This window comes from Bacillus cereus group sp. MYBK15-3, from assembly GCF_051916765.1.
In the GTDB taxonomy this organism is placed as follows: domain Bacteria; phylum Bacillota; class Bacilli; order Bacillales; family Bacillaceae_G; genus Bacillus_A; species Bacillus_A cereus.
This window is the reverse complement of the sequence record NZ_JBQAHG010000002.1, coordinates 698,519-725,022: the sequence shown is the minus strand read 5'-3', so window position 1 is coordinate 725,022 and position 26,504 is coordinate 698,519. Positions and strand designations below refer to the sequence as shown.

Genomic DNA, 26,504 nt, shown 5'->3' with positions numbered 1-26,504 from the left:
GTTCTGATATAATAAAGAACGGTGAGCTCTTACAAAAGAGATATCACGGGTGGGAGAGGGATATGAAAAAGAAGGTTTAACATGAAAGGAATACTTGAAAGAACATTTAAATTAGGTTTACACGAAACATCACCAAAACAAGAAGTTTTAGCTGGAGTTACGTCATTTTTCACAATCGTATATATTATGATTGTAAATGCGTCAATCTTATCAGATGCTGGCATTCCTCTTGAAGCTGGAATTTTAGCAACTGTTTTTAGTTCATTTGTCGGATGTCTACTCATGGCATTTTGGGCAAATGCACCTGCTATTCTTGTCCCGGGTATGGGTGTAAATGCATTCTTCACGTACACAGCTGTGCATACGCTTGGACTAACTTGGCAAGAAGCATTGGCTGCTGTCTTTATCTCTGGTATTATTTTTGCAATTGCCGCTTTTACACCAATCGCTCGCGTGCTATCAGTATCAATTCCAAAGTCATTAAAGGAAGCGATTACTGTCGGCATCGGATTATTTTTAGCGTTTATCGGATTGCAAAAAGGTGGTTTAGTCGTTTCGAACCCAAATACTGCTGTGGCAATGGGGAAATTAAGTAATCCTGTCGTTCTTGCGACATTACTTACTCTTATCATTGCACTTGTATTATTTATTCGTAACGTACGTGGAAACTTTTTATGGACGATTGCAATAGGAACTGGTATCGCATGGCTATTTGGTCTTGTGGATACGAGTCAAGTGGGAAATAGTTCATTCTCATTCGCTAATTACGGTGATGTGTTTGGAGCTATGTCATTTGGGAAACTTTCTTCCTTACCATTTTGGATTGCAACATTCTCTTTAAGCATGGTGCTTATTTTTGAGAACATGGGACTTCTGCACGGTTTATTAGAAGATGATCGTAAATTCCCACGTGCTTACCAAGCCAATGCAATTTCAGCAATGACATGTGGTCTATTTGGCACAAGTCCTACCGTTTCAACAGTAGAAAGTGCCGCAGGTATTACTGCAGGTGGTAAGACAGGTCTGACGTCTATCGTTACTGGATTGCTATTCTTTGCATCACTGTTTGCTCTTCCATTTGTCAAATTAATTCCTGATAGTGCCATTGCACCAATCTTAATTATTATTGGCGGTCTGATGATTACAAGCATTCAACAAATTCCTCTGAATGACTTTTCAGAAGGATTTCCAGCATTCTTAATTATCGTTATGATCCCGCTCACATATAGTATCGCTGATGGCATTGCGTTCGGATTTATTGCTTACCCTATCTTAAAAGTTGCTCTTGGAAAGCGTAAAGAAGTCGCACCATCTATGTATATCATTACATGCTTATTCTTAGCTATGTTTGTATTACATGCTATTGGTTAAAAAAAACACCGAGGAAATCCTCGGTGTTTTTTTTACTTAAACCATCCTTTTTTATAAAACCAGGCCATCATTCCGCCGCCAATTAGTGCCATAATAAGTAGACAAATAAAATAACTATATTGTCCTCCAAGCTCTGGCATATGCGTAAAGTTCATTCCATATACTCCCGCAATAAATGTTAATGGCATGAAAATAGTCGAGAATACAGTTAATGTTTTCATAATGTTATTCATATGATGTGAGTTTAATGAAAAATAACTATCCCGAATATCTGCTGTTAACTCTCGGCTTGCCTCAATCATTTCTGTTAGTTTAAGCAAATGATCATGTATATCTTTAAAGTAAATTTCATGATCGCTTATACCGTAAAAACGAGTCGAATTTAAAATACGATATAATAAATCACGCATCGGAATAATTGTACGCCTTAGCTTTGATAAATCTGCACGTATATCAAATACCTCTTCTAATACACTTCCTGCTGTCTCCCCCGTTAAATTATCATCAATTGCATTTAAATGATCCTCAATGTAATATACAGGCGCAAAATAGTCATCTACAATTTGGTCGATAATTGTATGAGCTACGTGTAAAGGACTATTTTTAATACGCTTCTTTTCTCCAAGTGTTTTCCATACTCTTTCGATTGCATTGTTATGAGAAAAGTGGAAAGAAACAATATAACGATCACTAATAAATAAATCGATTTCGTGCGGTTCTAGTCCATCTTCCCCAAATGCATGAAGAACTAAAAAGTTATATCCATCATAAAAATCAACTTTTGGCCTCTGTACATATTCTATACAGTCTTCAATTGCAAGGGGATGGAACTTAAAATGGTCTTGCAGAATATATGTATACTCTTCTTTCGTTGGCTTATATAAATCTAGCCAATACCATACAATATGGTCTTTCTTTGTTTCTTCTAGCGAAACATCATATAATACTTCATCTGTTTTTGTTACTGCACAAATTCTAATCATAATTTCACCCATTATTATTATAAACAAAAAATAGTAAAAAAAGCCAAGGAGAAATCTCCTCAGCTTTTTTTATTACTTCGTTACGATACCGTGTACTAAAGTTGGTGCATCTACATGTTCTTTAGAAATCTTCATGTTCTCATAAATTTTCGCTTTTACATCTTCAACATTTTCGCGGTTTGCGTAAATTGTAACAAGGGATTCACCTTGCTTCACGCTATCGCCTACTTTTTTGCGCAGCATTAGACCAACTGCTAAATCAATTTCAGACTCTTTCGTTGCACGTCCTGCTCCTAAAAGCATTGCTGCTGTTCCGATTTCATCTGCAACGATTTCTGATACATATCCGTCTTCTTTCGCTTCCACTTCAATTTTAAATTGTGCTTGTGGCAATTTAGAAGGATCATCAACAACAGATGCATCGCCGCCTTGCGCTGATAAGAACGTTTTAAATGATTCTAGCGCTTTTCCGTTGTTCATTACTTCAATTAGCTTTTCACGTGCATCTTCTAAAGATGAAGCTTGTCCAGCAAGGTACACCATTTGACTTCCAAGTGTTAAACATAACTCTTCTAAATCTTTCGGCCCTTTACCTTGTAATGTATCAATTGCTTCTTGTACTTCTAGTGCATTACCAATAGCTTCACCAAGTGGTTGACTCATATCCGAAATAACTGCCATCGTGTTACGACCAACGTTATTACCGATACGTACCATTGCTTCTGCTAAACGTTTTGCATCTTCATCCGTTTTCATAAATGCACCTGCTCCAGTTTTTACATCAAGAACAATTGCATCTGCACCAGCAGCAATTTTTTTACTCATAATCGAACTTGCAATAAGCGGAATTGAGTTTACTGTTGCTGTTACATCACGAAGTGCATATAACTTTTTATCAGCAGGCGTTAAGTTACCACTTTGGCCGATAACTGCGATTTTGTTTTCATTTACAAGACGCATGAATTCATCGTTTTCAATTTCCACATGGAATCCTGGGACTGCTTCTAATTTATCAATTGTACCACCAGTATGTCCTAAACCGCGTCCAGACATTTTCGCTACTGGTACATCTAAAGCAGCTACTAATGGACCTAATACAAGTGTCGTTGTATCACCAACACCACCTGTTGAATGCTTATCTACTTTTACACCTTCAATAGCTGATAAGTCGATTGTATCACCGCTATTTACCATTGCCATCGTTAAATCAGCACGCTCTTGATCGTTCATATCTTGGAAGAAAATTGCCATTGCAAGTGAACTTACTTGATAATCAGGAATATCACCATTTGTATATCCTTCAACAATAAAATTAATTTCTTCTGTCGTTAATGCATGTCCGTCACGTTTTTTTGCAATTAGGTCCACCATTCTCATTGTGAGGTCACCCCTTCATTTGTTTTACGATTGCTTTTACTAATGCTAAGAAGTTCGCTTTAACACGTTCTGTCGTTTCAATTACTTCATCGTGGTGAAGTGGCTGATCTAAAATACCAGCTGCCATATTTGAAATACAAGAAATACCTAATACTTTCATACCAGCATGACGCGCTACAATTACTTCAGGTACTGTTGACATACCAACTGCATCTCCGCCAAGTGTACGAAGCATACGAATTTCAGCAGGTGTTTCATATACAGGACCTGTCATTCCTACGTATACACCTTCTTGTACTTTAATATTTAAGTCTGCTGCAACTTGTTTCGCCATTTCGCGAAGTTCTACCGTATATGACGTAGACATATCAGGGAAACGTACGCCCATTTCAGAATCATTTGGTCCGATTAATGGATTCGTACCCATGAAGTTAATGTGGTCTGAAATTAACATAAGATCGCCTGGCTCAAATGATGTATTTACACCACCAGCTGCGTTTGTTACAACAACTGTTTCTACACCTAGTTCTTTCATAACACGAACTGGGAATGTTACTTTTTGCATGTCGTATCCTTCATAGAAGTGGAAACGTCCTTGCATTGCTACTACTGTTACACCTTGAAGTGTACCGAATACTAGTTGACCTGCATGGCCTTCTACAGTTGATACTGGGAACTCAGGGATTTCACTGTAAGGTACTGTTACTGCGTTCTCAATTTCGTCTGCTAATACACCTAGTCCTGATCCAAGGATTAGTCCTACTTGTGGTGTCTCTTGAAATTTCTCTTTTAAGTATGAAGCTGATTTTGTAATAAGTTCACGATTCATTTGTTTATCCCCCTATTTCTTTAGCTCGTTTAAGAAGCTTGTTCCGTATTCTGGCATTTTCACACCGAAGTTTTCTGCTACTGTTGCACCAATATCAGCAAATGTTTGACGAAGTGGTAACTCTTGTCCGCCTTCTTTCATGCTTGGGCTATATGCTAATAATGGTACATATTCACGTGTATGGTCAGTACCAGGATGAATTGGATCATTACCGTGGTCTGCTGTAATTAGTAATAAATCATCTTCTTTTAGTTTTGCGAATACTTCTGGAAGACGTGCATCATATTCTTGCAGAGCTTCTCCGTATCCTTGTGGATCACGGCGGTGGCCGAATAATGCATCAAAGTCAACTAAGTTTAAGAAGCTAAGACCTGTAAAGTCCATATTTAATGTATCTACAAGCTTATCCATTCCATCCATGTTAGACTTCGTACGAAGTGATTCCGTTACCCCTTCGCCATCATAAATATCAGAGATTTTACCGATAGCAATTACATCGTAGTCACTATCTTTTAATTCATTCATTACTGTACGGCCGAATGGTTTTAGTGCATAGTCATGACGGTTTGGTGTACGTGTAAAGTTTCCAGGTTCACCAACGAATGGACGAGCAATAACACGACCTACCATGTATTTCTCATCTAATGTTAATTCACGTGCAATTTTACAGATTTTATATAACTCATCAAGTGGCACTACTTCTTCGTGTGCTGCAATTTGTAATACGCTATCAGCAGAAGTATAAACGATTAAAGAGCCTGTTTCCATTTGCTCTTGACCAAGTTCATCAAGAATCTCAGTTCCTGAAGCTGGCTTATTACCGATAATTTTACGGCCTGTTTTTTCTTCTAATTCATCAAGTAATTCTTTCGGGAATCCTTCCGGGAACACTTGGAATGGTGTATCAATGTAAAGGCCCATGATTTCCCAGTGACCTGTCATTGTATCTTTACCAGTAGATTTCTCTTGCATTTTTGTGTAATATCCAAGTGGTTTCTCTACTTTAGAGATACCTTTCATTTCTCGAATGTTACCAAGACCTAATTTCACCATGTTAGGCATTTGTAACCCATTCATATGTTCAGCAATGTGACCAATTGTGTCAGATCCTAAATCACCAAATTGCTCAGCATCTGGTGCTTCACCGATTCCCACAGAGTCCATTACGACTAGGAATATACGTTTATATTTATTCATAACTGCGACCTCCTATAAGTTCAGTTCTACTTCTTGTAGTATGTTCAAAACGCTATAAAGTGAAACTGTTATCCAAAAGAATTCTCATTGTCAAACAGTACTTCTTTAAATCATTTTCTAACCTATTTCGTTTACTTGAAACGATTCAAAAACATTTCTAGTTTTTTCTAAGTCAGATGTCAGACATCTGATACTGATATCATAACATGTTTACGCTTTCTTTTTAATACATTTTCGTAGAATTTCTCATTTTCTTCACACTTCTATTGTAATCCATTCTGCAACGAAGTGCTAATTTTTTTATGATTTATTTCTTCATATTAAAAATAAAAAGTAGCTCTAAAGAGCTACTTTTTATTTTACTTCTATTGTTTCTTCTTTATGTTCATGCAATTCGCCTTTTCTTACATGTACTTTCACTTTGTAAGCACCGTTCTCTTTGAAAGTATGTTTTGTTTCATACTCTCCTTTATTCCCTTCTTTCGCTGGAATAAATTCGTGTTTTTCAACACCATCTTTCCAAATCTCTAGTTGTACTTCAGCACCAGTTAGGGCTTCTTCTTTTTGTTTTAAATGAACTTTCATTGTAGATTCAACATTTGCCTTTATGTCTCCAGCCATAAGATGGATCATTGTGTCACTTTTATGATCTCCATGTCCTGCACTGTGATCACTATTTTCTTTTTTTGCATCTTCTACTTTCGCATTTCCTACAGCAACTTTTACTTCTGGCATAACGTGCATTTCACGTGCATTTGTGTGAGCGATAATATGGTATACTCCATCCGTTTCGAATGTTTTCTCTACTGCATAAACACCTTTTCCTTTATGCTTACCATCTAACATCTCGTGTTTTTCGTCGCCATCTTTCCAAATTTCAAACTTTACATCATCGGCATCCGTTACTTTTTCTTTCCCTTGTGTAACAAGTGCTTGTACTTCTGTTTTTTCACCTGGTTTAATTTCTTTCGGATTTGTTTGTACTGCTACTTTTACAGCTTCAAGTTTCTGTTCTTTTTTCGGTTCTTCTTTGTTTGTATTACAGCCAGCCAACGCTAGCATCGCGATAAATAAAGTTATAATCAGTTTTTTCATCATCATTTCCTCCTTTATACTTTATTTAGTATAGAGGAAATACATTGTAATATTCCAGTCTTCTGCTGAAAACAATATACGAAATGTTTGTGAAGTTTCTGTGAAACGCTCTTCCCCTCTTAATCTATGAAAAAAAGAGCATAGTAACTATGCTCTCGGATGAAACTGTTTATATACATCTTTTAATCTAGTTTTTGAAACGTGCGTATAGATTTGCGTCGTTGAAATATCTGCATGTCCAAGCATTTCTTGTACAGCACGTAAATCTGCTCCATTTTCTAATAAGTGCGTAGCAAACGAATGACGCAACGTATGAGGTGTAAGCTCTTTTTCAATATTTGCTTCTTTCGCTAATCGTTTTAATATTTTCCAAAATCCTTGTCTTGATAATCGATTACCATGATGGTTTAAAAAGAGTGCATCTACTACTTTTTTCCCCATTAATTCTCTTCTTCCTTTTTCAATATACTTTTGAATCGCTTCCGTTGCTAAACTTCCTAGTGGAATAATTCTTTCTTTATTCCCTTTCCCTATGCAACGAACAAATCCCATTGTTAAATGTACATCTTCTAAATTGAGTGCAATCAATTCTGAAACACGAAGTCCTGTCGCATACAGTAACTCTAGCATCGCCTTATCACGAATCCCAAAAGCACTTGTCATTTTTGGTGTTTGAAGTAACGCCTCTACTTCATCAACTGATAATACTTTTGGTAATTTCCGTTCCCCTTGTGGCGTTTCAATATGTACGGATGGGTCGTGTTCTACCGCTCGTTCACGAAGTAAAAATTGGTGGAACGAACGAATTGATGCGATATGACGCGCCAATGTTTTCGAAGATTTTCCGTTCTCTTTTAAATACTGCAAAAAGTTAACAATGTGTAAACGGGTCACTTCATGAAAAGTTTTCGTCTGTTCCACATTTTGCAAATACTTTACGTAGCTTTTTAAATCCCGTTCATAAGATACTACTGTATTCTTTGCTAATCCTTTTTCGACAACCATATAATGAATAAAATCTTTTAATTGATCTTCCACTCTACACTACTCCCCATTTTCATAGAAAAACATCATTCTATTTACGAAAGCATCCTTTGCCGGTTCTTCATTCCCTGATACTTTTTCTACAGTCTCTTCTTTAGGTTTTTCATAACGATGATAGCTTTCATATTCTTCATTTATCCATAGTATAGCGAAATAAAACAAAATCGTACAACTTGTAAATAATAAAAATACTTTTATTCCATCAAAAGTTAATTTTAAAGCTCGGCGCATTGTAAATTCCTCCAAAATATAAGTTATTACAACATATGCCAAGCTTTCACCAATTTATACCTTATTCAAATAAAAAACCTCTTCCTAGATAAATAGGAAAAGGTTATTTTTCATCCGTTTCATTTTCTTGACAATTTTTACAAATCCCATGGAATGTTAAACGATGATCTTTCACCTTAAAGCTCCAGTCTCGTTCTACTTTCCTTTCCACTTCACCAAGTAAATCTTCTTGTATTTCTTGTACAGCACCACATTGTGTACAAATCAAATGATGGTGGAAACGCTGCGCACCTTCTTGGCGTAAGTCATAGCGTGAAACACCGTCTCCGAAGTTAATCTTATCGACAACTTTTAACTCAGATAATAGTTCTAAAGTTCGATAGACGGTTGCTAATCCGATCTCTGGCGACTTTTCTTTTACAAGGAGGTAAACATCTTCTGCGCTTAAATGATCTTCTTCATTTTCTAGCAGCACACGAACTGTTGCTTCACGTTGCGGTGTTAATTTGTAGCTCGCTGCATGTAATTGCTTCTTAATTCGTTCAATTCTTTCTTCCATTCGGTACTACTCCCTCCTCGCCACTCTTACACCATTATATCAGAAGAAGGGCTTCTGTCAAAAGAAAAAACAATAAAAACAAATTGATAATTATTCTCAAAAAGTATTTATTTTTTATTAATAGCCTCAACGACTTCTTTCATTAAAACTGGTGATGCGTAAGCCTCCACACTAGAAGCAAGTGCTAACACTACTCCAATTACGAGAAAGAAGCATGTATAACGGATTAATAATGGTAATAGTGGCTCGGTTATTTTTCTAATAAATTGATGCCTAATCATCCGTAAAGAAAAACTTGCAGCAATAGTTGTCATAACGAGAAAGACTGGAATGATAATTAAATTTTGTGGCAAAACAGATACAAATGCTAATAATAGTCCATTCCATCCATGCTGACTTACTAAAAAACCAACTGTAAATCCAACGACAACTCCTTTTACAAATAATAAAATAAAAATAAGTGGTAATCCAATAATTGAAATCCCTAAAATCCAAATAAACCCGATGTATTTTAATTGCGAAAAGTAACTTTCTCGAAACATTTCGCCCGCAATAGCAAATTCTCCTTTAGAGACTTGTCCAAAAAAACGTTGTAAATAAAATGATAAATCTTGTTTTTGATTGATTTGTAAACTATTCACCAGAATGGCTCCGAATATTACTCCCATCAATAATAAAACGGCGTTAAATATATATAATGAAGAGTTTTCCTGTATGTGAGACATTACACGGTCTTGCCAATTTTTTCGCCACATTTTTCTTCCCTCCGTTCACACTCTTATTAAAAATGTATGAAAGAAAGAAAAAAGTATGACGAATTAACATTGAAATTCCGCTCTACTTTGCTAAACTAAAAAGTAGAGAATAGGAGGGATTTCTCTTGAAACCATTATTATTAGATTTTCCAACATTATTTCAAACTGAACGCTTGCAAGTTCGTAAACCATTTCCAGGTGATGGTGCAGAAGTATATGAAGCAATCCAAGCTTCTCTAGAAGACTTAGTACCGTGGATACCAATTAACGCTGAAACAGAAGAGAGTGCTGAAGAAATTGTTCGCGAAGCTCACGGACAGTTTTTACTTCGTGAAACACTTGATTTTCACTTATACGATAAAGTATCTGGTACATTCATCGGAGCAATTACACTAAAGCCTGAAAACTGGGATATTCCAAAGTTTTCACTTCACTTCTGGCTACATAGTGCCTATACAAAACAAGGCTATATGACCGAAGCTGTTAAAGGTGCAATTCAGTTCGCCTTTGATAAACTAGGCGCTAGAAGAATTGAAATTCGTACTGATGCAACAAATATAAATGCATGTAGCTTAGCAGAACGTCTAGAATTCATTCTAGAAGGTACAATGGAAAATGATTTCCTAGCACCAGATGGTAGCTTACGTGATGCACGTGTATATGCAAAAATCAATTAAAAAACACTCGCCTTTGGCGAGTGTTTATTTTTGTAGTTGTAAATATTGTACTGCAAACATCGTCTTCGCATCATGAATACGAAGATCTTTCATAAGAGTAATCGCTTCTTCTAACGATACTTCCATTAATTCCACAAACTCATCTTCATCTAACTCAGCTTTATTTTCTTTTTTTGTCAAACCTGTCGCTTTATATACATATAAAATTTCATCTGCGAATCCTGGAGATGTATAGAAAGAAGTAATGAGCTCCATATTTTCACATACATATCCTGTTTCCTCTTCTAATTCACGAACTGCTGTTACCTCAGGTTTTTCACCAGGTTCTAACTTGCCAGCCGGAATTTCTATAATCGCCTTTTCAAGTGCTTTACGATACTGCTCAACAAGCACAATTTTCCCCTCATCAGTAATAGCAATAATAGCAACTGCACCAGGGTGATTTACAATTTCACGTTTACTCATTGCTCCATTTGGTAATACTACATCATCAACACGAACTTTTATAACTCTACCATCAAAAATCGGCTCAGTTTTTACTGTTCTCTCTGCAAGATTACTCACACTACTTCATCTCCCTGTTCTATTTCCTATTCTTTCCTCATACATTTTACCACATTGAAAGGAGCGTGATAGAAATGAAAGTTTATATTTTACCAAATCGCGTCACTTTAGTCGGAAAAGCATGGCAAATTCGCCATAAGCTAAAGCAATATAGCAAAGAGTATACAACTGTACAAGAGTGGATTACAGCAAATAAAGTGAAACATTAATCATGCTTTTACGGGCAGTTAATGCGCAGCGAAAAGTAAACGTTTGTCAACCTCTTTTCCCTCTCGTACAATAAAGGTAAGGAGGTTGACCTATGAAAAAACGTCAATTAGGAAACTCAGATTTGTTTGTTACAGAAATGGGCCTTGGCTGTATGTCTCTCGGTACATCTGAAACAGAAGCTATGCATATTATCGATGAAGCGATCGATTTAGGAATTAATTTTTTTGATACAGCAGATTTATATGATTACGGATTAAATGAAGAATTTGTTGGAAAAGCCTTGAAGGGAAGAAGAGACCAAATTGTACTTACAACGAAGGTTGGAAATCGTTGGACAGAAGAAAAAAATGGCTGGTCTTGGGATCCTTCTAAAGCTTACATAAAGACTGAAGTAAAGGAAAGTTTACGTAGACTTCAAACTGATTATATTGACCTTTACCAACTTCATGGCGGAACGATTGAAGATCCAATAGATGAAACAATTGAAGCTTTTGAAGAATTGAAAAAGGAAGGTATTATTCGCCATTACGGTATTTCTTCTATACGCCCAAATGTCGTTCGTGAGTATGCAAAACGTTCAAACATCGTTAGTGTACTAATGGAATATAGCCTTTTAAATCGTCGCCCTGAAGAATGGTTCCCACTTCTGAATGAACACCAAATTAGCGTCATTGCCCGCGGGCCACTTGCAAAAGGAATTTTAACTGACAACAATGCAAGAAAAATAGAAAGAGTAAAGGAAAAGGATTATCTTTCTTATTCTTACGATGAATTACATACAACTCTAGCGAGTGTAAAAGAAACGATTGGAGAACGCTCTTTAACAGGAACAGCTATTCAATATTGCTTACATAATAAGACTGTTGCAGCTGTTATACCTGGTGCAAGCTCGCTTCAACAATTACAGGAAAATATACGAGCTAGCCAACAGTTACCTTTAACGAAAGAAGAATATATACAACTTCAAAAGATTGTTAAATATGACACATATGCTTTGCATCGTTAAAAATATCGAATTACCGATAAATAGAAGACTGTCTCCAGTATCAGGAGACAGTCTTTTTTATAACGTATCATATTTATCAGGATTCGTTCCTACATGTAAATCACGATTCAACGTGTTAATTTGACGTATCTCTTCTTCAGTTAGTGCAAAATCAAAAATAGTAAAGTTTTCTTTAATACGAGATGGTGTAACAGATTTAGGAATTGTAACAATCCCGCTTTGAATATCCCACCTTAATATAACTTGTGCAGGTGTTTTTTCATATTTGTTAGCAATAGCCTGAATGATTGGATGCTGGAATACTTCTCCGCCCCTCATTAACGGACTCCATGCTTCCATTTGAATTTGCTCATCTTGACAATAATTGCGCAACTCAAATTGCGTCAACATCGGATGAAGTTCCACTTGGTTTACCATCGGCTTCACTTTGCAATTTGGTAATAATAGTTCTAAATGATGTTTATGAAAATTAGAAACACCAATCGCGCGCACTTTACCTTCTTCATACAATTTTTCCAAAGCTCGGTACGTATCAACATACTTCCCTCTTACCGGCCAATGTATTAAATATAAATCTACATAGTCCATTTGTAATTTTTTTAAACTCTTTTCAAATGCCTCGAGTGTCTCCTCATATCCTTGATCGTCGTTCCATACTTTTGTTGTAATAAATAGATCTTCTCTTGGAATTCCTGATTCACGTATCGCCTCTCCGACACCGCTTTCATTTTCATATACAGTTGCTGTATCAATCGAACGGTATCCAACTTCTAACGCTGTTTTTACTGCTTGCTTTACTTCGTCTCCTTCTTTCGCTTTATATACGCCTAGACCAATCATCGGCATTTTCACGCCATTATGAAGTGTAGTTGTTGGAATATGCACAGTCGTCTCCCTTTCATTGTTACATTTTTTATAAGCCACAACTTTATTTCAACAAGATTCATCCCAAAAGTCAAAACATACGTACAGTTTACATAACACTTTTATATAGTTAAAAAATAACGTGAATTCATTCATTCACGTTATTTTTTCTCCATTCTTTCGCTTTTTCATCCACATTGCGCACAAACTCATTTTTTCCTTCCGTATATAACGCGCCATCATATGTATACTTTTCGGCTAATTCTTTCTTTAAGGTTGCATATGTCTCTGCTTCTTCACAATGAGCCATCATATAATCACGAAATGCTAAATGCCTTACTATCTCTGGATTTCCTTTTTCAAACACGTGTAAATGATACGAACGTTTTTCTTCAGTTCCATGAATAAAATATCGGCGTCTTGAAATACCATTTTCCCCTTTTACGATGTAACCAAGCTCTATAAATCGTTCATTCCACCCATCTACTCTTTCGATATTTTCTACTTCCATGATCATATCAATAATAGGTTTAGCTGCCAGTCCAGGAACTGACGTACTTCCAATATGATGAATTTTTACCGTTTCTGGCATCGCTGATTTTAATCTTTTAGCCTCCATTTGAAATTTTTCACTCCAATGGTTTTCATGTGGAACAACGACAATTTTTCTCATTCTAACTCCCCTTTTCTTACAAGCTCGTCAAAAAATGATCAGTGGTATTTCACTGATCATTTTTTATTATTTAAAGTCTTTCCAAGTAAGGTTACTTTCACTTAGCAGTTCTTCAAATGATTTATTCTTTTCACGTTCTTTTTGTTCTTGGCGCTTTCTTTCCAGTTCAGCTGCCTCTTTTTCCTCTTCTCTCACTTGCAACTCTTTCTTCTTACTCTTTAATTGTTGCATGAGTGAATCATTTAATTGATCGCCTAATGTAAGTGTTTCTTTCTTTGGTTGATTCACTTGCGATTGTCTTTGCATTTGTCTTTGTTTCTTTTTCTTCATGCTACTCACCTTTTACTTTTTTCTCCATTATAGTAGATACACGATGAAATCGACAATAAAAAAGGGTCTTTACTCTATTATTCACTTTTTGTAAATATGTTAATTTTTCGAAAAGACTAAATTTTTGTGTAGCTATAATCCTATGAATCTATTAAAATTATGTCGTATGATGTCAGATTATAAAAAAAGGAGAATTATATTATGTGGAAAAAAATTATTCCTGCCGTTGCTGTTTTAAGCACCATTACTTTTTCAAGCGTATTTGCCGCTCCCCCATCTCAGAATCCAGCTGAACAAAACCGCTACATAGACGTACAAATGCTTGGTATTAATGATTTCCATGGACAACTAGATACTGTTAAAAAAATCAATAATAAAGAAGCTGGTGGCGCTGATTACTTAGCTACTTATTTAAAAGAACGTAAAAAACAAAACCCTAATACACTTCTCGTACATGCTGGTGATATCGTCGGAGCTAGTCCACCAGTTTCAGCATTATTACAAGATGAACCGACAATTGAATTTTTAAATGACTTAAAATTTGATGTTGGTACAATCGGAAACCATGAATTTGATGAAGGTATTGATGAAATGCAACGCCTCATTTACGGTGGATATCATGAAAAAACAGGAAATTTCAAAGGAGCTAACTTCCCCTATGTAGCTGCTAACTTCTACAACAAATCAACTGGCCGCTTATTTTTACCACCGTTTACTGTAAAAATGGTAGATGGTGTTCCTGTAGGATTCATTGGGGTTGTTACAACTGATACACCAAATGTCGTTATGCCTACGATGCTTAACAATGTACAAATTACTGATGAAGTAGAAGCAATTAATAAATCAACACAACAATTAAAACGTCTCGGCGTTAAATCTATCGTCGTTCTTGCTCATGTCGGTGGAACAACCGATGAGTCTGGGGTAACAAATGGCGATCTTACTCGAATTGCAAATGAAACAGACCCAGAAGTTGATGTTATTTTCGGTGGACATAGTCATACGTATGTAAATGGTACAGTAAATAATAAACTAATTGTCCAAGCAAATTCATACGGAACGGCTTTCTCAGACGTGGATGTAACAATTGATCGTAAAACAAAGGATATTGTAAAGAAAAAAGCTGAAGTTGTTACAACGTATCATGAAGGTGTAGAACCTGATAAACAAGTAAAGAAAAAACTAGATCAATATAAAGAAAAAATTGCACCACTTGTAAATGAAGTAGTCGGAAAATCTACAGCACCTATCGACCGTAAACAAAATGATGCTGGTGAGTCCACTCTTGGAAATTTAGTTGCCGATGCTCAGCGTCAAACAATGCAAACTCAAATCGCCCTCATGAATCCTGGTGGCATTCGTAATGACTTAGATGCTGGTGATATTACGTGGGGTGAGTTATACGGCATTCAACCTTTTGGAAATCAATTAATTAAAGTAGATTTAACAGGTCAAGACATTCGCGATATTTTAAATCAGCAATGGCAAAAAGGAACAACAAGAATGCTTCAAATTTCAGGTATTCAATATACGTGGGATGCAAATAAACCAAACGGTGAAAAAGTTACAAATATACGTTTAACAAACGGTGAAGAATTATCTCCATCTAAAATGTATAGCGTAGTTGCAAATGCCTTCTTAGCTTCTGGCGGTGACGGATTCGTATCATTTAAAAATGGTAAAAATGCAGAAACTGGTCCAAACGACTTTGAAGCGTTAGTCGATTACGTAAAACAATTAAAAGAACCAATTCAGCCAGTTATTGATGGAAGAATTCAAAAAGTAAATTAAGTGTTTCTCTAATAATAAATTTCATTTTTCACGCCATAAAGGATTTATACTGATCCTCTATTTTATATGTAATATACATCATAAAAAGGATACTCGTTCTTCCAATGAACATAGTATCCTTTTCTTTAGTTATCAAAATGTGATGTTTTGTCAACTTCATATTGCTGTAAAAATTGGTGCAACGCCTCTTCTACAAGTTTAGATTTTTGAACTCCTTTCGATTCTGATATAAGGTCCAATTGTGATAATATTTCTGTATTAATAGAAAAGGTTCGTCTCTTCTTCTCTGTACTTTTACTCATAATTGGTACAATTACTTCTTCTCTTTTTCTTAATAATTCATAAATGCTTTGTAATTGCTCATAAATTAACAATTGATAATCTGTTTTCTCATATTGAAGGGCGGTCGCTTCTTGGAGTTGTAAGTGACGTGGTTCTTCTCCATCTCCTACAAAAATACGTTTCTTCTGCTCTCCATCATATTCGTATCCAATCAATCTTAATTTCTTCGATAATGTATACGGGCTTATTTCAAGACGTTTTGCTATAATAGCGATGGGTTCACGTCTATTTAAACCATCTATAATTTCTCCAATCGTCACAATTTCCCTCCTCCCGTGTTGAAATGACACTAGTATGGTATGTTACAATGATTTTCTAACAGTATATGCAAAATGAATAGCCTGTGCGATTCATACGATTTCACAAAAGGAGGTTTTCAATATGCTTTTTCGTAGCTACACCCCTCAGTTCTATAATGAAAACAAACAACTCATTCCTAATAGTATCGCTACGATAGAAAGCGTTATGATTAATAATCGAAAACAAACTCTCCTTATGCGTGGACAAAACGTAGAGCAACCTATTTTATTATGCTGTCACGGCGGACCTGGGATGGCACAAATCGGATTTATTCGCCATTTTCAAAAAGAATTAGAGAAGCAATTTATTGTTATTAATTGGGATCAGCGCGGGGCTGGTAAATCCTTTTCACTGAAAGATTTCGGAGCAAATTTCACAATCGAACAATTCGTTTCCGATGCAAAAGAAGTGATTCAATATGTACTTAAAAGGTTCAACAAACAAAAACTATTTCTCGCTGGTCATTCTTGGGGAAGTATTATTGGGCTTAACATAGCACATCAATATCCAAAGTATATCGAGGCTTACATCGGTATTGGGCAAATTGTACATATGAAACAAAATGAAGAATTGCTATATCAACATTTAATTCATTCTGCAAAAAAACATGATCATAAAAAGGCATTAGCTTCCCTTTTGAAATTAGGCAAACCACCATTTTTAGATACGAGACGTCTCATTATTCAAAGAAAGTGGCTTGGCACATTTGGAGGCGCAATCCAAAACGGATCTTCCTTTTCTTTCATACGAAAAGGTTTCTTTTCTCCTGAGTATACGCTATTAGATTGGTTCAAGTTTCTCGCAGGAAATTTAAAATCTGGCGTTTTATGGGAAGAAATGCTGACAATCGATTTCTTTTCTTCTATCTCAAGTTTATCTATTCCAGTTTATTTTTGTTCTGGTCGCTATGATTATCAAACTCCTTATGCACTCGTTCAAGAATATTGCGATATTATTGAAGCGCCTATAAAAAAGATGATTTGGTTCCCAAATTCAGCACATTCTCCTGATTTAGAAGAACCAGAATTATTCGCTAATTCTTTGCAATCAATTAAACAAGAGCTAGCTTTTCAGCATTAGTAACAAAAGGCTCTTTTACATTTCATAGAAAACATTTTATAATAATATGTCGCAAGTATGTATAAACATAGCAAAACATTTCATATTTACTTGTCTTAACAGAATAAATATTTAGGGAGATTACATTTATTATGAACGCTGTACTCGTCGCAGTAGCAATTATGCTATTGCTTAGTTTGTTACGTGTCCAGGTCATTGTCGCCATCATTGTTGGAGCTTTAACAGGCGGAATTATCGGCGGACTCGGTATTTCAGAAACGATTAACACTTTTACAACTGGTCTTGGAAATAGTGCTCCAATCGCTTTAAGTTATGCAATGCTTGGTGGTTTCGCTATTTCCCTTTCCAAAACAGGACTTCCAGATGCTATGATTCAAACTGCATTAAAATGGATTGGCAATGAACAAGACACGAAAAAACAAGTTTATTCTAAAATACTTATTTTATTCATTATTTTAACGATGGCTTGTTTCTCACAAAATTTGATTCCTGTTCACATTGCTTTCATCCCCATCTTAATTCCAGCACTTTTAAAAGTATTAAATGAGCTGAAAGTGGATCGCAGACTTGTCACATGTATTATTACATTTGGATTGATTACTCCTTATATGTGGATCCCTGCAGGATTCGGAAAAATTTATCATGACGTATTACAAACCAACGCTGCGCAAAGCGGCCTTACATTTGATGTCACACTTATTCCAAAAGCAATGACTATTCCAGCAATTGGTATGATTATTGGATTATGTGTAGCGGTATTCATTACGTACCGAAAACCTCGTACGTATGAAACAGAACAAATTCATACTACCGAAAATGAAATCGTTCCCTATACAAAACGTAGCATTACTTTCGGGTTATTATCTATTATTGCTACATTAACTGTTCAATTAACAACCGAATCAATGATTTTCGGTGCTTTAGCAGGTATTATCGTCTTATCAGTTAGTGGCAGTCTACCACTTAAAGAAGCAGATGCGATATTAACAAGCGGAATGCGTATGATGTCCTTCATTGGCTTTGTTATGATTGCTGCCGCTGGATTCGGCGCTGTTCTTCGAAAAACAGGACATGTTGAATCTCTGGTGCAAACGAGTGCACATATAATCGGAAATAACAAACCACTCGCTGCATTTCTTATGCTCGTTATTGGACTTCTCGTTACGATGGGAATTGGTTCATCCTTTTCAACCATCCCTATCTTAACAACCATTTTTGTACCTCTTTGCATTCAGCTTGGATTTAGTCCAATGGCCACAATTGCAATTATCGGTACAGCCGGAGCACTAGGTGACGCAGGATCTCCAGCATCGGATAGTACCCTTGGACCAACATCCGGTTTAAATGCTGATGGTCAGCACCATCATATATGGGATACATGTGTACCCACTTTTCTACATTACAATATACCGTTACTTATATTTGGCTTTATTGCCGCAATTACATTATAAAAAGGTGCGTATAAAACGCACCTTTTACTTTTTTATTTTTCCTTTTAATTGTTGAAAAGCTACTTTTCCGTTATCTTTGACATAGCTTTCAATTGTCGGTAGTGATGAACCTATCCATTCACACTCTATACTCCCGTTCGGTCCAACAATTTTTAATTTATCTGGTATATGTATATTTAGAAATCTCGCTGACCGAATTAACTCAATAGCAATCTGATCACTTGAGGCTACAATTCCATCTACATACGGATTGTTTTGCAATAATGTAATAAATTGTTTATTTGTATACCCTTGTACACATTCTTCTCGATAAGAGATGCCTTCATCCCAAACAGCGTCTAAAAACCCTGCTATATGATCTTCCATTTCTTCACTTTCTTCTCCCTCACCGAAATATGCAAGAAAGTGACACCCTTTCTCTTTTAATAAAGAAACAGCTCTCTGTCCACTTTCATAATAATTTCCATGTGATTGTTGCTCATCGATCACAACAAACGGAAATGGAATTTTTCCTACACTTTTAAAAACTGCTCTTGTCAAAATAACACCTGCAATGTTATTTTGCTTCAGCATATGTATGTATCTATCTTTATTCTCTATATTACAAATAATGATTTGATAACCTTCTTTATATGCTATTTCCTCAATACAATGTAGCAAAGTGATGTTTGATTGGTTACATAAATTATCTACAAGTAATGCAATTATCGTTGAATTCTCTTTAAATAGTGGCTTCGCTGCACTGTTTGGCCTATAACGTAATTCTTCAATTGCTTCCTTTACTTGTTTTACTGTGTCCTCATGAACGTATCCTTTTTCATTAATAACTCGTGAAACGGTTGCGACTGAAACACCTGCCAATTTTGCAACATCACGTATAGTTGCCACATCGTCACCCCTTAATATGGTAATAGATTACAAATTTACGGTAACCTAAATTACACTATCCGTCAAGATTAATAACTCACATTTCTGAAAATTGTTACATCATTTCACTAAACGATACTCCAACTGAATTTCATGTAAAATTGGGATATTATCATATCCAATACGTGGAATTTCTTTCTTTATTTTTCGTGCCTCCTCTACCGCATTCACATATAAATTAGTCATTACAAAATTACGTTTTTGGTAAAATCGTAACGCATTCATATTATCATTTGTTGTAATAAGCCAAACCTGTCTGCACCGTTCTTCTTCTGCAACTTGTAATACACAATCCACAAGTTTCGTCCCTATTCCTTTTCTTTCTTCAAAGCTATCTAGCGATACAATTTCGCACATATTCCCGATCACTTCATACGTTATAATTCCGATTATTCTGTCATCTAAGAGCGCAACAAATCCTGGCAACTCTTCTAACTGATGTCCCTTACCACGTGAAACCATCAATGAACTTCCCCAGTTCTCACACATGAACATTCGGATTGTTTCTTTCATCGCTGGCGTAATTTTTTGTATATGCAGCATTTCCTATTTCTCCCCTTTTATATCATTGTGATACAATATAAGTGTATCACATGTAACGGTATTTGGAGGATGAGGTAAAGTATGAAACGTTTTTTTGCAGCATTGTTTACTATACTAGGTGCAATAACTGCCCTTGGGATTTTCTTTACAAATAAAGTGATGTACTTAAAGAAAAAAACAGAGGAAGAAGTACTCGAAAGAGAAACGAAAAAACATTTTCGTATAGAGGATTTTGATGCTCTTCATAAAGAAGAAATTCATATCCCTTCACAATTCGGATACGACCTTCACGGATATTACATTCCTGCTGGTCATTCCACCAATAAGTTTATGGTTTTTTGCCACGGTGTAACTGTAAATAAAATAAACTCTGTAAAATATGCAAACTTATTCTTAAAAAGGGGATATAACGTCCTCATTTACGATCATCGTCGTCATGGTAAAACTGGCGGAAAAACAACAAGCTATGGATACTATGAAAAACATGATTTAAAATCCGTAGTTGACTGGCTAAAAAACCGTTTTGGCACCAATATTACACTTGGTATTCATGGTGAATCTATGGGAGCTGCAACACTTCTTCAATACGCAGGACTTGTAGAAGATGGTGCTGATTTCTATATTGCAGATTGTCCTTTCTCTGATTTTCACGGACAATTACAGCACCGTTTAAAGGTTGAATTCCATTTACCAAAATGGCCTTTATTACCTTTAGCAAACGCATTTTTGAAAGTTCGTGACGGTTATACAATTCGTGAAGTTTCACCAATCGACTGTATAAAAAACATTAACAATCCCGTTCTCTTTATTCATAGTAAAGATGACGACTATATTTTAGCTGATATGACAAAAGCGTTATATGAAGCGAAAGAAAATAATAAGCAGCTTTATATTGCAGAACACGGTGCACACGCTTGCTCTTATAACGAAAATAAAGAAGAGTACGAAGCAGCCGTCGATCAATTTTTAAACACATATGTGAAAGAAACAAAAAACAGGCTTGCATAAGCCTGTTTTTTATTGCGCTAAAACGTCTGTAACTTGTTCCATATTTTCAGAAATCCATTGCATTGCATCATCTAACGTTGGGAATTCTGTCGTTTGAAATGTTACTTCATCTTGAAGTAACCAAACATCCTTTGCCTCTTGCCCTACACCTGCAATGGACCAATGTAACAAACTATATGGATGATTATCATTCAAAAATGATGCCCACGTGCGCTCATTTGCAATGTTTCGTAATGTATGTAATTGTTTATCCATCTCTCGTCACCTTACTCTAGTCAGTTATGAAAACTATTATAACACTCTCTTCTTTCTCAAACAAAGTGCTCTTTTTTCCCCGCTATTTGTGGGCAGTAAAACTCCCACCTCAAAATTCGGCTGAAACAAAGAAGTTAGGCGGGAGATTAACTGCCCCTAAAAGCCCGATTGGTTCAAATAATAATTAGTGGGGGATGCCTCCCCCACTAATTAAAGTTTCACTTTATATTGCCAAGCACTTCCCTTGATTATATGATGAAATTAAGCGTTTGGGAAGGAGGGATAACGTTGGCAAAAGTACAAATTAAAGTAAATGATAATGGCTCTTTTCGCGTTACAGGGGACGTGGAATTAGTCGACTCACAAGGGAATGTATTCCCAGCAAAACCGGCATTTTCTTTATGCCGTTGTGGTTTATCAAAAAATATGCCTTATTGCGACGCTTCGCATAAAGGTAAATTCGAGTCTGTTGTTAGAGCACCAGAGGCAGAATAATTTTACATGTGACATGCACATTTTTTTGTGCATGTTTTTTCTTTTTAGCAACTCCGTTATATCCCTTCTCCTTACAACATTTCTAATACTTTTATTTCCATTCCAGCCTACATATATTTTCACACAATTCTTCACATTCGAATATTTTTTACTAGCCTTTTATTTTTTTTGTGCTATAATTTGAGCAAACAGCATCCTTCGGGGTCGGGTGAAATTCCCAACCGGCGGTGATGAAGTGAAAACTTCTAAGTCCGTGACCCGTTTTCAACTCGAAAACGGTGGATCTAGTGAAACTCTAGGGCCGACAGTATAGTCTGGATGGGAGAAGGATATGTTTCTAGTTTTTTATATAGTGAATACACTTTTATTTCAGTATGCATATTTTTAAAGATTCATTTTGATTCTTTATATATGTTTAATTTTCTATACTTATTTTTTATACTGAAATAAAAAGAGACAACTAGCGTTTAAAAATTCGATATTTTGCTAGGTTTTTTCCTTATGCAGAAATATCAATTATCGTTAGGTTTCTTTCCTATGCTTTCGTATTCAAACTATATTTCTAGAAATCACGTCTCCCAAACCCCAAGGATATTAAATCCTTGGGGTTTTTTGATTTTTTTAGGAGAGGTGAAGAAAATGACAGATCAAGAATATATGAGGATTGCCCTGCAGTTAGCAGAAGGAACATCAGGACAAACAAGTCCAAATCCTATGGTTGGTGCTGTTGTTGTAAAAGATGGAAACATCGTTGGTATGGGGGCTCATTTACGGGCTGGTGAAGAACACGCAGAAGTTCATGCCCTTCAAATGGCTGGTCAGAACGCCAAAGACGCTACCGTTTATGTAACACTGGAACCGTGTAGCCACTTTGGAAAAACACCACCTTGTTGTGAATTGCTCATCGAAAAAGGAGTTAAGCGTGTTGTAATTGCTACTCTCGATTGTAATCCGCTCGTTTCTGGTAACGGAAAAAGAAGATTAGAGGAAGCTAGAATTGAAGTAACTACCGGTGTTCTTGAAGCAGAAGCAGTTTTATTAAATCGCTACTTTTTTCACTACATGAAAACGAAACGCCCTTTTGTAACAATCAAAACAGCGATGAGCTTAGATGGAAAAACAGCAACTGTAACTGGTGAAAGTAAGTGGATTACAGGTGAAGAAGCACGTGCTGATGTTCACCAATATCGCCATATACATGATGCAATTCTTGTTGGAGTGAATACAGTTATAGCTGATAATCCTCATTTAACAACAAGAATTCCAAATGGTGGGAAACATCCTATTCGCGTTGTTTTAGATACCCATTTACGAACACCACCATCTTCTCATGTTATAACAGATGGTTTAGCACCGACATGGATTATTGTCGGTAAGGATGTAAAGAAAGAGAAGATATCTTCTTATGAATCTAAAAATATAGCTATATTCCAAATGGAAACGAAGCATATAGAAATTGAGGACCTTCTTTCCTTTCTTGGAGAAAAACAAATTCTTTCTCTATTCGTTGAAGGTGGCCAATCGATTCATGCAAGTTTCTTAAAAACAAACAATTTTAATGAAATTGTAACCTATATAAGCCCGAAATTAATTGGTGGGAAAGATGCTCCTACTTTATTTGGAGGAAATGGTTTTTCAAAATTACAAGATGCGCTTTCCTTGAAAATTCAAGAGATGAAACAAATTGGTGATGATATAAAAATTGTTGCGAATGCCCGAAACGAGGTGACGGAATGTTTACAGGAATTGTAGACGAATTAGGAACGATAGCAAACATGCAACAAAGCGGAGAAGCGATGAAATTAACGATTCATGCAAAGAAAATTTTATCAGATGTTCACTTAGGTGATAGTATCGCGGTGAACGGTATTTGCTTAACTGTAACAAGCTTTACAACTAATTCATTTACAGTTGATGCAATGCCTGAAACGATGCAGTCGACATCACTTCGCATGCTTAAACCGCACTCTAAAGTAAATTTAGAGCGAGCAATGGCTGCAAACGGACGATTCGGTGGACATTTCGTTTCAGGACATATTGATGGCATCGGAACGATTTTAAATAAAAAACAACATTACAATGCCGTCTATTACAAAATAGCAATTTCTGATGAACTGCTGCGCTATTGTTTGCAGAAAGGGTCCATTGCTGTTGATGGAACGAGTTTAACGATATTTGCTATAGACGAATCTTCCATAACGATTTCACTCATCCCGCACACAGTAAGCGAATCTGTCATTGGGGAAAAAAATGCCGGAGATATCGTAAACATTGAGTGTGACATGATTGGTAAATATATCGAACGCTTTATTACTAAACCTACAAAACGAGTAGGTTCAATGACTGAAAGCTTTTTACAAGAAAACGGATTTCTATAAGGGGGAAGCACAATGTTTCATCGTATTGAAGAAGCTCTAGAAGATTTAAAACAAGGTAAAGTCGTTATCGTATGTGATGATGAAAACCGAGAAAATGAAGGCGATTTTATTGCTTTAGCAGAGTACATTACACCAGAAACAATTAACTTTATGATTACACATGGCCGTGGTCTCGTTTGTGTACCGATTACAGCAGGGTACGCAGAACGTCTACAATTAGAACCAATGGTATCTCATAATACAGATTCACATCATACTGCGTTTACAGTGAGCATTGACCATGTTTCTACAACAACAGGGATTAGCGCTCACGAACGTGCAACTACGATACAAGAATTGTTAAACCCCGCATCAAAAGGCGCTGATTTCAATCGACCTGGACATATCTTTCCATTAATTGCGAAAGAAGGCGGTGTCCTGCGTCGTGCAGGTCATACAGAAGCTGCTGTTGATTTAGCAAAGCTATGCGGTGCCGAACCAGCTGGAGTTATTTGCGAAATTATAAATGAGGACGGCACGATGGCACGTGTACCTGATTTAATAGAATGCGCAAAACAATTTGATATAAAAATGATTACAATAGAAGATTTAATTGCTTATCGCCGCCATCATGAAACACTTGTGACGAGAGAAGTGGAAATTACATTACCTACAGATTTCGGTACTTTCCACGCAATTGGCTATTCTAACTCATTAGATACGAAAGAACATATCGCACTTGTAAAAGGTGATATTTCAACAGGTGAACCGGTACTTGTACGTGTTCATTCTGAATGCTTAACAGGAGATGTATTCGGTTCACATCGCTGCGATTGCGGACCACAACTCCATGCAGCACTTGCTCAAATTGAGCGTGAAGGAAAAGGTGTTCTTCTTTATATGAGACAAGAAGGAAGAGGCATTGGGCTTCTTAATAAGCTTCGCGCTTATAAATTACAAGAAGAAGGATTCGATACTGTAGAAGCAAATGAAAAACTCGGCTTCCCTGCTGATCTTCGTGATTACGGTATCGGTGCTCAAATATTAAAAGATTTAGGTTTACAAAGCTTACGATTATTAACGAATAACCCAAGAAAAATTGCTGGCTTACAAGGTTACGATTTAGAAGTAGTCGAGCGTGTACCGTTGCAAATGCCGGCAAAAGAAGAAAATAAATCGTATTTACAAACGAAAGTAAATAAATTAGGACACTTACTAAACTTATAATTAAAGGAGAGATTTATTATGGTATTCGAAGGTCATTTAGTTGGTACAGGATTAAAAGTTGGAGTTGTTGTTGGACGTTTTAACGAATTTATTACAAGTAAGTTACTTGGCGGCGCTTTAGACGGATTAAAGCGTCACGGTGTAGAAGAAAATGATATTGATGTTGCTTGGGTTCCTGGTGCATTTGAAATTCCTTTAATCGCTAAAAAGATGGCTAGTAGCGGAAAGTATGATGCTGTTATTACACTAGGTACTGTAATCCGAGGTGCTACAACTCACTACGATTACGTTTGTAATGAAGTAGCAAAAGGTGTTGCGTCTTTATCACTACAAATGGACATCCCAGTTATTTTCGGCGTATTAACGACAGAAACAATTGAACAAGCGATTGAACGCGCAGGTACGAAAGCTGGTAATAAAGGATATGAATCAGCTGTTGCTGCAATTGAAATGGCTCACTTATCAAAACAATGGGCATAAAAAAAAGAGGCTGCGGCCTCTTTTTATTTTTTCACCTTTTTTTGTACATCTTTTATTAATTCATTCATCGTTTTTCCTTCTGTTTTTATATGAAGAGCTTGTGCTGTTCTCCATACATTCTCTCTTTTTTTCGCTTCTTCTATAATAGTACTTTCTTTTCTAACTTCCTTTAAATCTTTTCCTTCCGTTTTCAATCCAAAATGTTCAGCTTTCGTTCGAAAGTGTTGTTCGATTCTTTGTTGCATCTCTTTTTGTTCAGGATTTTCAGCAGCCTTAACTGGATCAGAACTTATTGCTTTTATTAAAATTAAACAAGTCATAATCGCTAATATGTATTTGTACATGTAAAATCCTCCAACCCAATATAAATTACATATTTACTATGTACAACTAGGGCTTGGAAAATTCGTCCACAAAAATTCTTTTTTTCGTTCAAAAACCAATAGTATCAAGCGTTCACAACTATTTATTACATTTTATTTA

31 protein-coding genes and 1 riboswitch are annotated in these 26,504 nt (G+C 36.1%); of the genes, 13 read left to right on the top strand and 18 right to left on the bottom strand.

Annotated elements, in window-relative coordinates; translation table 11 throughout:
- Window positions 1-81 precede the first annotated feature (81 nt).
- Window positions 82-1,371, top strand: coding sequence for an NCS2 family permease (locus tag ACTFR8_RS12270; protein WP_000676240.1), 1,290 nt, complete (start codon window positions 82-84; stop codon window positions 1,369-1,371).
- Between the two features lie 32 nt (window positions 1,372-1,403).
- Here the strand turns inward: ACTFR8_RS12270 and corA are convergent, their stop codons facing one another.
- From corA to spoIIM, 9 genes are all read right to left on the bottom strand, one after another.
- A complete protein-coding gene (gene corA / locus ACTFR8_RS12265) occupies window positions 1,404-2,366 on the bottom strand; it encodes a magnesium/cobalt transporter CorA (RefSeq protein ID WP_002000765.1) in 963 nt (320 codons plus the stop codon).
- A 60-nt stretch (window positions 2,367-2,426) separates the two neighbouring features.
- Window positions 2,427-3,731: a pyrimidine-nucleoside phosphorylase gene (locus ACTFR8_RS12260; RefSeq protein WP_001243069.1), complete on the bottom strand. Its 1,305-nt coding sequence runs from the start codon at window positions 3,729-3,731 to the stop codon at window positions 2,427-2,429.
- A gap of 7 nt (window positions 3,732-3,738) precedes the next feature.
- Window positions 3,739-4,560: a purine-nucleoside phosphorylase gene (locus tag ACTFR8_RS12255; protein ID WP_001078446.1), complete on the bottom strand. Its 822-nt coding sequence runs from the start codon at window positions 4,558-4,560 to the stop codon at window positions 3,739-3,741.
- A gap of 12 nt (window positions 4,561-4,572) precedes the next feature.
- Window positions 4,573-5,757 carry a phosphopentomutase gene (gene deoB, locus ACTFR8_RS12250; RefSeq protein WP_001046079.1) on the bottom strand — a complete coding sequence of 395 codons (1,185 nt, stop codon included), beginning with the start codon at window positions 5,755-5,757 and terminating at the stop codon, window positions 4,573-4,575.
- 354 nt (window positions 5,758-6,111) lie between these two features.
- On the bottom strand, window positions 6,112-6,852 hold the full coding sequence (locus tag ACTFR8_RS12245; RefSeq protein WP_033697394.1) for a FixH family protein: 741 nt from the start codon (window positions 6,850-6,852) through the stop codon (window positions 6,112-6,114).
- Window positions 6,853-6,999: 147 nt separating this feature from the next.
- A complete protein-coding gene (xerD, locus tag ACTFR8_RS12240) occupies window positions 7,000-7,890 on the bottom strand; it encodes a site-specific tyrosine recombinase XerD (RefSeq protein WP_000390088.1) in 891 nt (296 codons plus the stop codon).
- Between the two features lie 6 nt (window positions 7,891-7,896).
- On the bottom strand, window positions 7,897-8,127 hold the full coding sequence (locus ACTFR8_RS12235) for a YqzK family protein (protein ID WP_001250432.1): 231 nt from the start codon (window positions 8,125-8,127) through the stop codon (window positions 7,897-7,899).
- Window positions 8,128-8,230: 103 nt separating this feature from the next.
- Window positions 8,231-8,686: a ferric iron uptake transcriptional regulator gene (fur, locus tag ACTFR8_RS12230; RefSeq protein WP_000392657.1), complete on the bottom strand. Its 456-nt coding sequence runs from the start codon at window positions 8,684-8,686 to the stop codon at window positions 8,231-8,233.
- A gap of 107 nt (window positions 8,687-8,793) precedes the next feature.
- Window positions 8,794-9,411 carry a stage II sporulation protein M gene (gene spoIIM, locus ACTFR8_RS12225; RefSeq protein WP_013142149.1) on the bottom strand — a complete coding sequence of 206 codons (618 nt, stop codon included), beginning with the start codon at window positions 9,409-9,411 and terminating at the stop codon, window positions 8,794-8,796.
- A gap of 155 nt (window positions 9,412-9,566) precedes the next feature.
- On the opposite strand from spoIIM, the gene ACTFR8_RS12220 reads away from it, so the two are divergent.
- Window positions 9,567-10,118: a GNAT family N-acetyltransferase gene (locus ACTFR8_RS12220; RefSeq protein WP_000803479.1), complete on the top strand. Its 552-nt coding sequence runs from the start codon at window positions 9,567-9,569 to the stop codon at window positions 10,116-10,118.
- Window positions 10,119-10,142: 24 nt separating this feature from the next.
- Here ACTFR8_RS12220 and ACTFR8_RS12215 read toward each other — a convergent pair whose 3' ends face one another.
- Window positions 10,143-10,682, bottom strand: coding sequence for an NUDIX hydrolase (locus ACTFR8_RS12215; protein WP_000067041.1), 540 nt, complete (start codon window positions 10,680-10,682; stop codon window positions 10,143-10,145).
- Between the two features lie 74 nt (window positions 10,683-10,756).
- On the opposite strand from ACTFR8_RS12215, the gene mciZ reads away from it, so the two are divergent.
- The gene (mciZ, locus tag ACTFR8_RS12210; protein ID WP_000870302.1) at window positions 10,757-10,891 is read left to right on the top strand and encodes a Z-ring formation inhibitor MciZ; all 135 of its coding nucleotides are present in this window, start codon (window positions 10,757-10,759) and stop codon (window positions 10,889-10,891) included.
- 92 nt (window positions 10,892-10,983) lie between these two features.
- Window positions 10,984-11,898 carry an aldo/keto reductase gene (locus tag ACTFR8_RS12205; RefSeq protein WP_000747213.1) on the top strand — a complete coding sequence of 305 codons (915 nt, stop codon included), beginning with the start codon at window positions 10,984-10,986 and terminating at the stop codon, window positions 11,896-11,898.
- A 57-nt stretch (window positions 11,899-11,955) separates the two neighbouring features.
- Here the strand turns inward: ACTFR8_RS12205 and ACTFR8_RS12200 are convergent, their stop codons facing one another.
- From ACTFR8_RS12200 to ACTFR8_RS12190, 3 genes are all read right to left on the bottom strand, one after another.
- Window positions 11,956-12,783 (bottom strand): aldo/keto reductase, encoded by an 828-nt coding sequence (locus tag ACTFR8_RS12200; RefSeq protein WP_000547994.1) that lies wholly within the window; start codon window positions 12,781-12,783, stop codon window positions 11,956-11,958.
- A gap of 127 nt (window positions 12,784-12,910) precedes the next feature.
- Complete coding sequence (locus ACTFR8_RS12195) at window positions 12,911-13,435, bottom strand: GrpB family protein (protein WP_001227188.1); 525 nt, start codon at window positions 13,433-13,435, stop codon at window positions 12,911-12,913.
- Between the two features lie 66 nt (window positions 13,436-13,501).
- On the bottom strand, window positions 13,502-13,765 hold the full coding sequence (locus tag ACTFR8_RS12190; RefSeq protein ID WP_000727561.1) for a YqkE family protein: 264 nt from the start codon (window positions 13,763-13,765) through the stop codon (window positions 13,502-13,504).
- Window positions 13,766-13,966: 201 nt separating this feature from the next.
- On the opposite strand from ACTFR8_RS12190, the gene ACTFR8_RS12185 reads away from it, so the two are divergent.
- Window positions 13,967-15,556, top strand: a complete 1,590-nt coding sequence (locus tag ACTFR8_RS12185; RefSeq protein WP_000265548.1) for a bifunctional metallophosphatase/5'-nucleotidase — start codon at window positions 13,967-13,969, stop codon at window positions 15,554-15,556.
- A 125-nt stretch (window positions 15,557-15,681) separates the two neighbouring features.
- Here the strand turns inward: ACTFR8_RS12185 and ACTFR8_RS12180 are convergent, their stop codons facing one another.
- Window positions 15,682-16,158, bottom strand: coding sequence for a ribbon-helix-helix domain-containing protein (locus ACTFR8_RS12180; RefSeq protein ID WP_000151927.1), 477 nt, complete (start codon window positions 16,156-16,158; stop codon window positions 15,682-15,684).
- Between the two features lie 121 nt (window positions 16,159-16,279).
- On the opposite strand from ACTFR8_RS12180, the gene ACTFR8_RS12175 reads away from it, so the two are divergent.
- Window positions 16,280-17,278 carry an alpha/beta fold hydrolase gene (locus ACTFR8_RS12175; RefSeq protein ID WP_000898966.1) on the top strand — a complete coding sequence of 333 codons (999 nt, stop codon included), beginning with the start codon at window positions 16,280-16,282 and terminating at the stop codon, window positions 17,276-17,278.
- A gap of 131 nt (window positions 17,279-17,409) precedes the next feature.
- Entirely contained in the window at window positions 17,410-18,729 is a 1,320-nt protein-coding gene (locus ACTFR8_RS12170; protein ID WP_000994808.1) for a Na+/H+ antiporter family protein, read from the top strand.
- A 24-nt stretch (window positions 18,730-18,753) separates the two neighbouring features.
- Here the strand turns inward: ACTFR8_RS12170 and ACTFR8_RS12165 are convergent, their stop codons facing one another.
- Both ACTFR8_RS12165 and ACTFR8_RS12160 read right to left on the bottom strand, forming a co-directional pair.
- On the bottom strand, window positions 18,754-19,617 hold the full coding sequence (locus ACTFR8_RS12165) for a LacI family DNA-binding transcriptional regulator (protein WP_000201351.1): 864 nt from the start codon (window positions 19,615-19,617) through the stop codon (window positions 18,754-18,756).
- 99 nt (window positions 19,618-19,716) lie between these two features.
- Window positions 19,717-20,199: a GNAT family N-acetyltransferase gene (locus ACTFR8_RS12160; RefSeq protein ID WP_000902432.1), complete on the bottom strand. Its 483-nt coding sequence runs from the start codon at window positions 20,197-20,199 to the stop codon at window positions 19,717-19,719.
- A gap of 81 nt (window positions 20,200-20,280) precedes the next feature.
- Between ACTFR8_RS12160 and ACTFR8_RS12155 the strand changes: the two genes are divergently transcribed.
- On the top strand, window positions 20,281-21,207 hold the full coding sequence (locus tag ACTFR8_RS12155) for an alpha/beta hydrolase (RefSeq protein WP_000819234.1): 927 nt from the start codon (window positions 20,281-20,283) through the stop codon (window positions 21,205-21,207).
- A 9-nt stretch (window positions 21,208-21,216) separates the two neighbouring features.
- Here the strand turns inward: ACTFR8_RS12155 and ACTFR8_RS12150 are convergent, their stop codons facing one another.
- Complete coding sequence (locus ACTFR8_RS12150) at window positions 21,217-21,462, bottom strand: DUF2552 family protein (RefSeq protein ID WP_000360793.1); 246 nt, start codon at window positions 21,460-21,462, stop codon at window positions 21,217-21,219.
- Window positions 21,463-21,750: 288 nt separating this feature from the next.
- On the opposite strand from ACTFR8_RS12150, the gene ACTFR8_RS12145 reads away from it, so the two are divergent.
- The 5 genes from ACTFR8_RS12145 to ribH all read left to right on the top strand — a co-directional run bounded on the left by ACTFR8_RS12145 (window position 21,751) and on the right by ribH (window position 26,021).
- A complete protein-coding gene (locus ACTFR8_RS12145; protein WP_001151582.1) occupies window positions 21,751-21,957 on the top strand; it encodes a CDGSH iron-sulfur domain-containing protein in 207 nt (68 codons plus the stop codon).
- A 190-nt stretch (window positions 21,958-22,147) separates the two neighbouring features.
- Window positions 22,148-22,291: riboswitch (FMN riboswitch) on the top strand.
- Window positions 22,292-22,596: 305 nt separating this feature from the next.
- A complete protein-coding gene (ribD, locus tag ACTFR8_RS12140; RefSeq protein ID WP_000131984.1) occupies window positions 22,597-23,709 on the top strand; it encodes a bifunctional diaminohydroxyphosphoribosylaminopyrimidine deaminase/5-amino-6-(5-phosphoribosylamino)uracil reductase RibD in 1,113 nt (370 codons plus the stop codon).
- Complete coding sequence (gene ribE / locus ACTFR8_RS12135; RefSeq protein ID WP_030027927.1) at window positions 23,691-24,335, top strand: riboflavin synthase; 645 nt, start codon at window positions 23,691-23,693, stop codon at window positions 24,333-24,335. The genes ribD and ribE overlap by 19 nt, the downstream gene beginning before the upstream one ends.
- A 12-nt stretch (window positions 24,336-24,347) precedes the next feature.
- The gene (ribBA, locus tag ACTFR8_RS12130; protein WP_000468983.1) at window positions 24,348-25,541 is read left to right on the top strand and encodes a bifunctional 3,4-dihydroxy-2-butanone 4-phosphate synthase/GTP cyclohydrolase II; all 1,194 of its coding nucleotides are present in this window, start codon (window positions 24,348-24,350) and stop codon (window positions 25,539-25,541) included.
- Window positions 25,542-25,559: 18 nt separating this feature from the next.
- Window positions 25,560-26,021 carry a 6,7-dimethyl-8-ribityllumazine synthase gene (ribH, locus tag ACTFR8_RS12125; protein WP_000230895.1) on the top strand — a complete coding sequence of 154 codons (462 nt, stop codon included), beginning with the start codon at window positions 25,560-25,562 and terminating at the stop codon, window positions 26,019-26,021.
- Window positions 26,022-26,044: 23 nt separating this feature from the next.
- On the opposite strand, the gene ACTFR8_RS12120 is transcribed toward ribH, so the two are convergent.
- The gene (locus ACTFR8_RS12120; protein ID WP_252209687.1) at window positions 26,045-26,365 is read right to left on the bottom strand and encodes a hypothetical protein; all 321 of its coding nucleotides are present in this window, start codon (window positions 26,363-26,365) and stop codon (window positions 26,045-26,047) included.
- Window positions 26,366-26,504 lie beyond the last annotated feature (139 nt).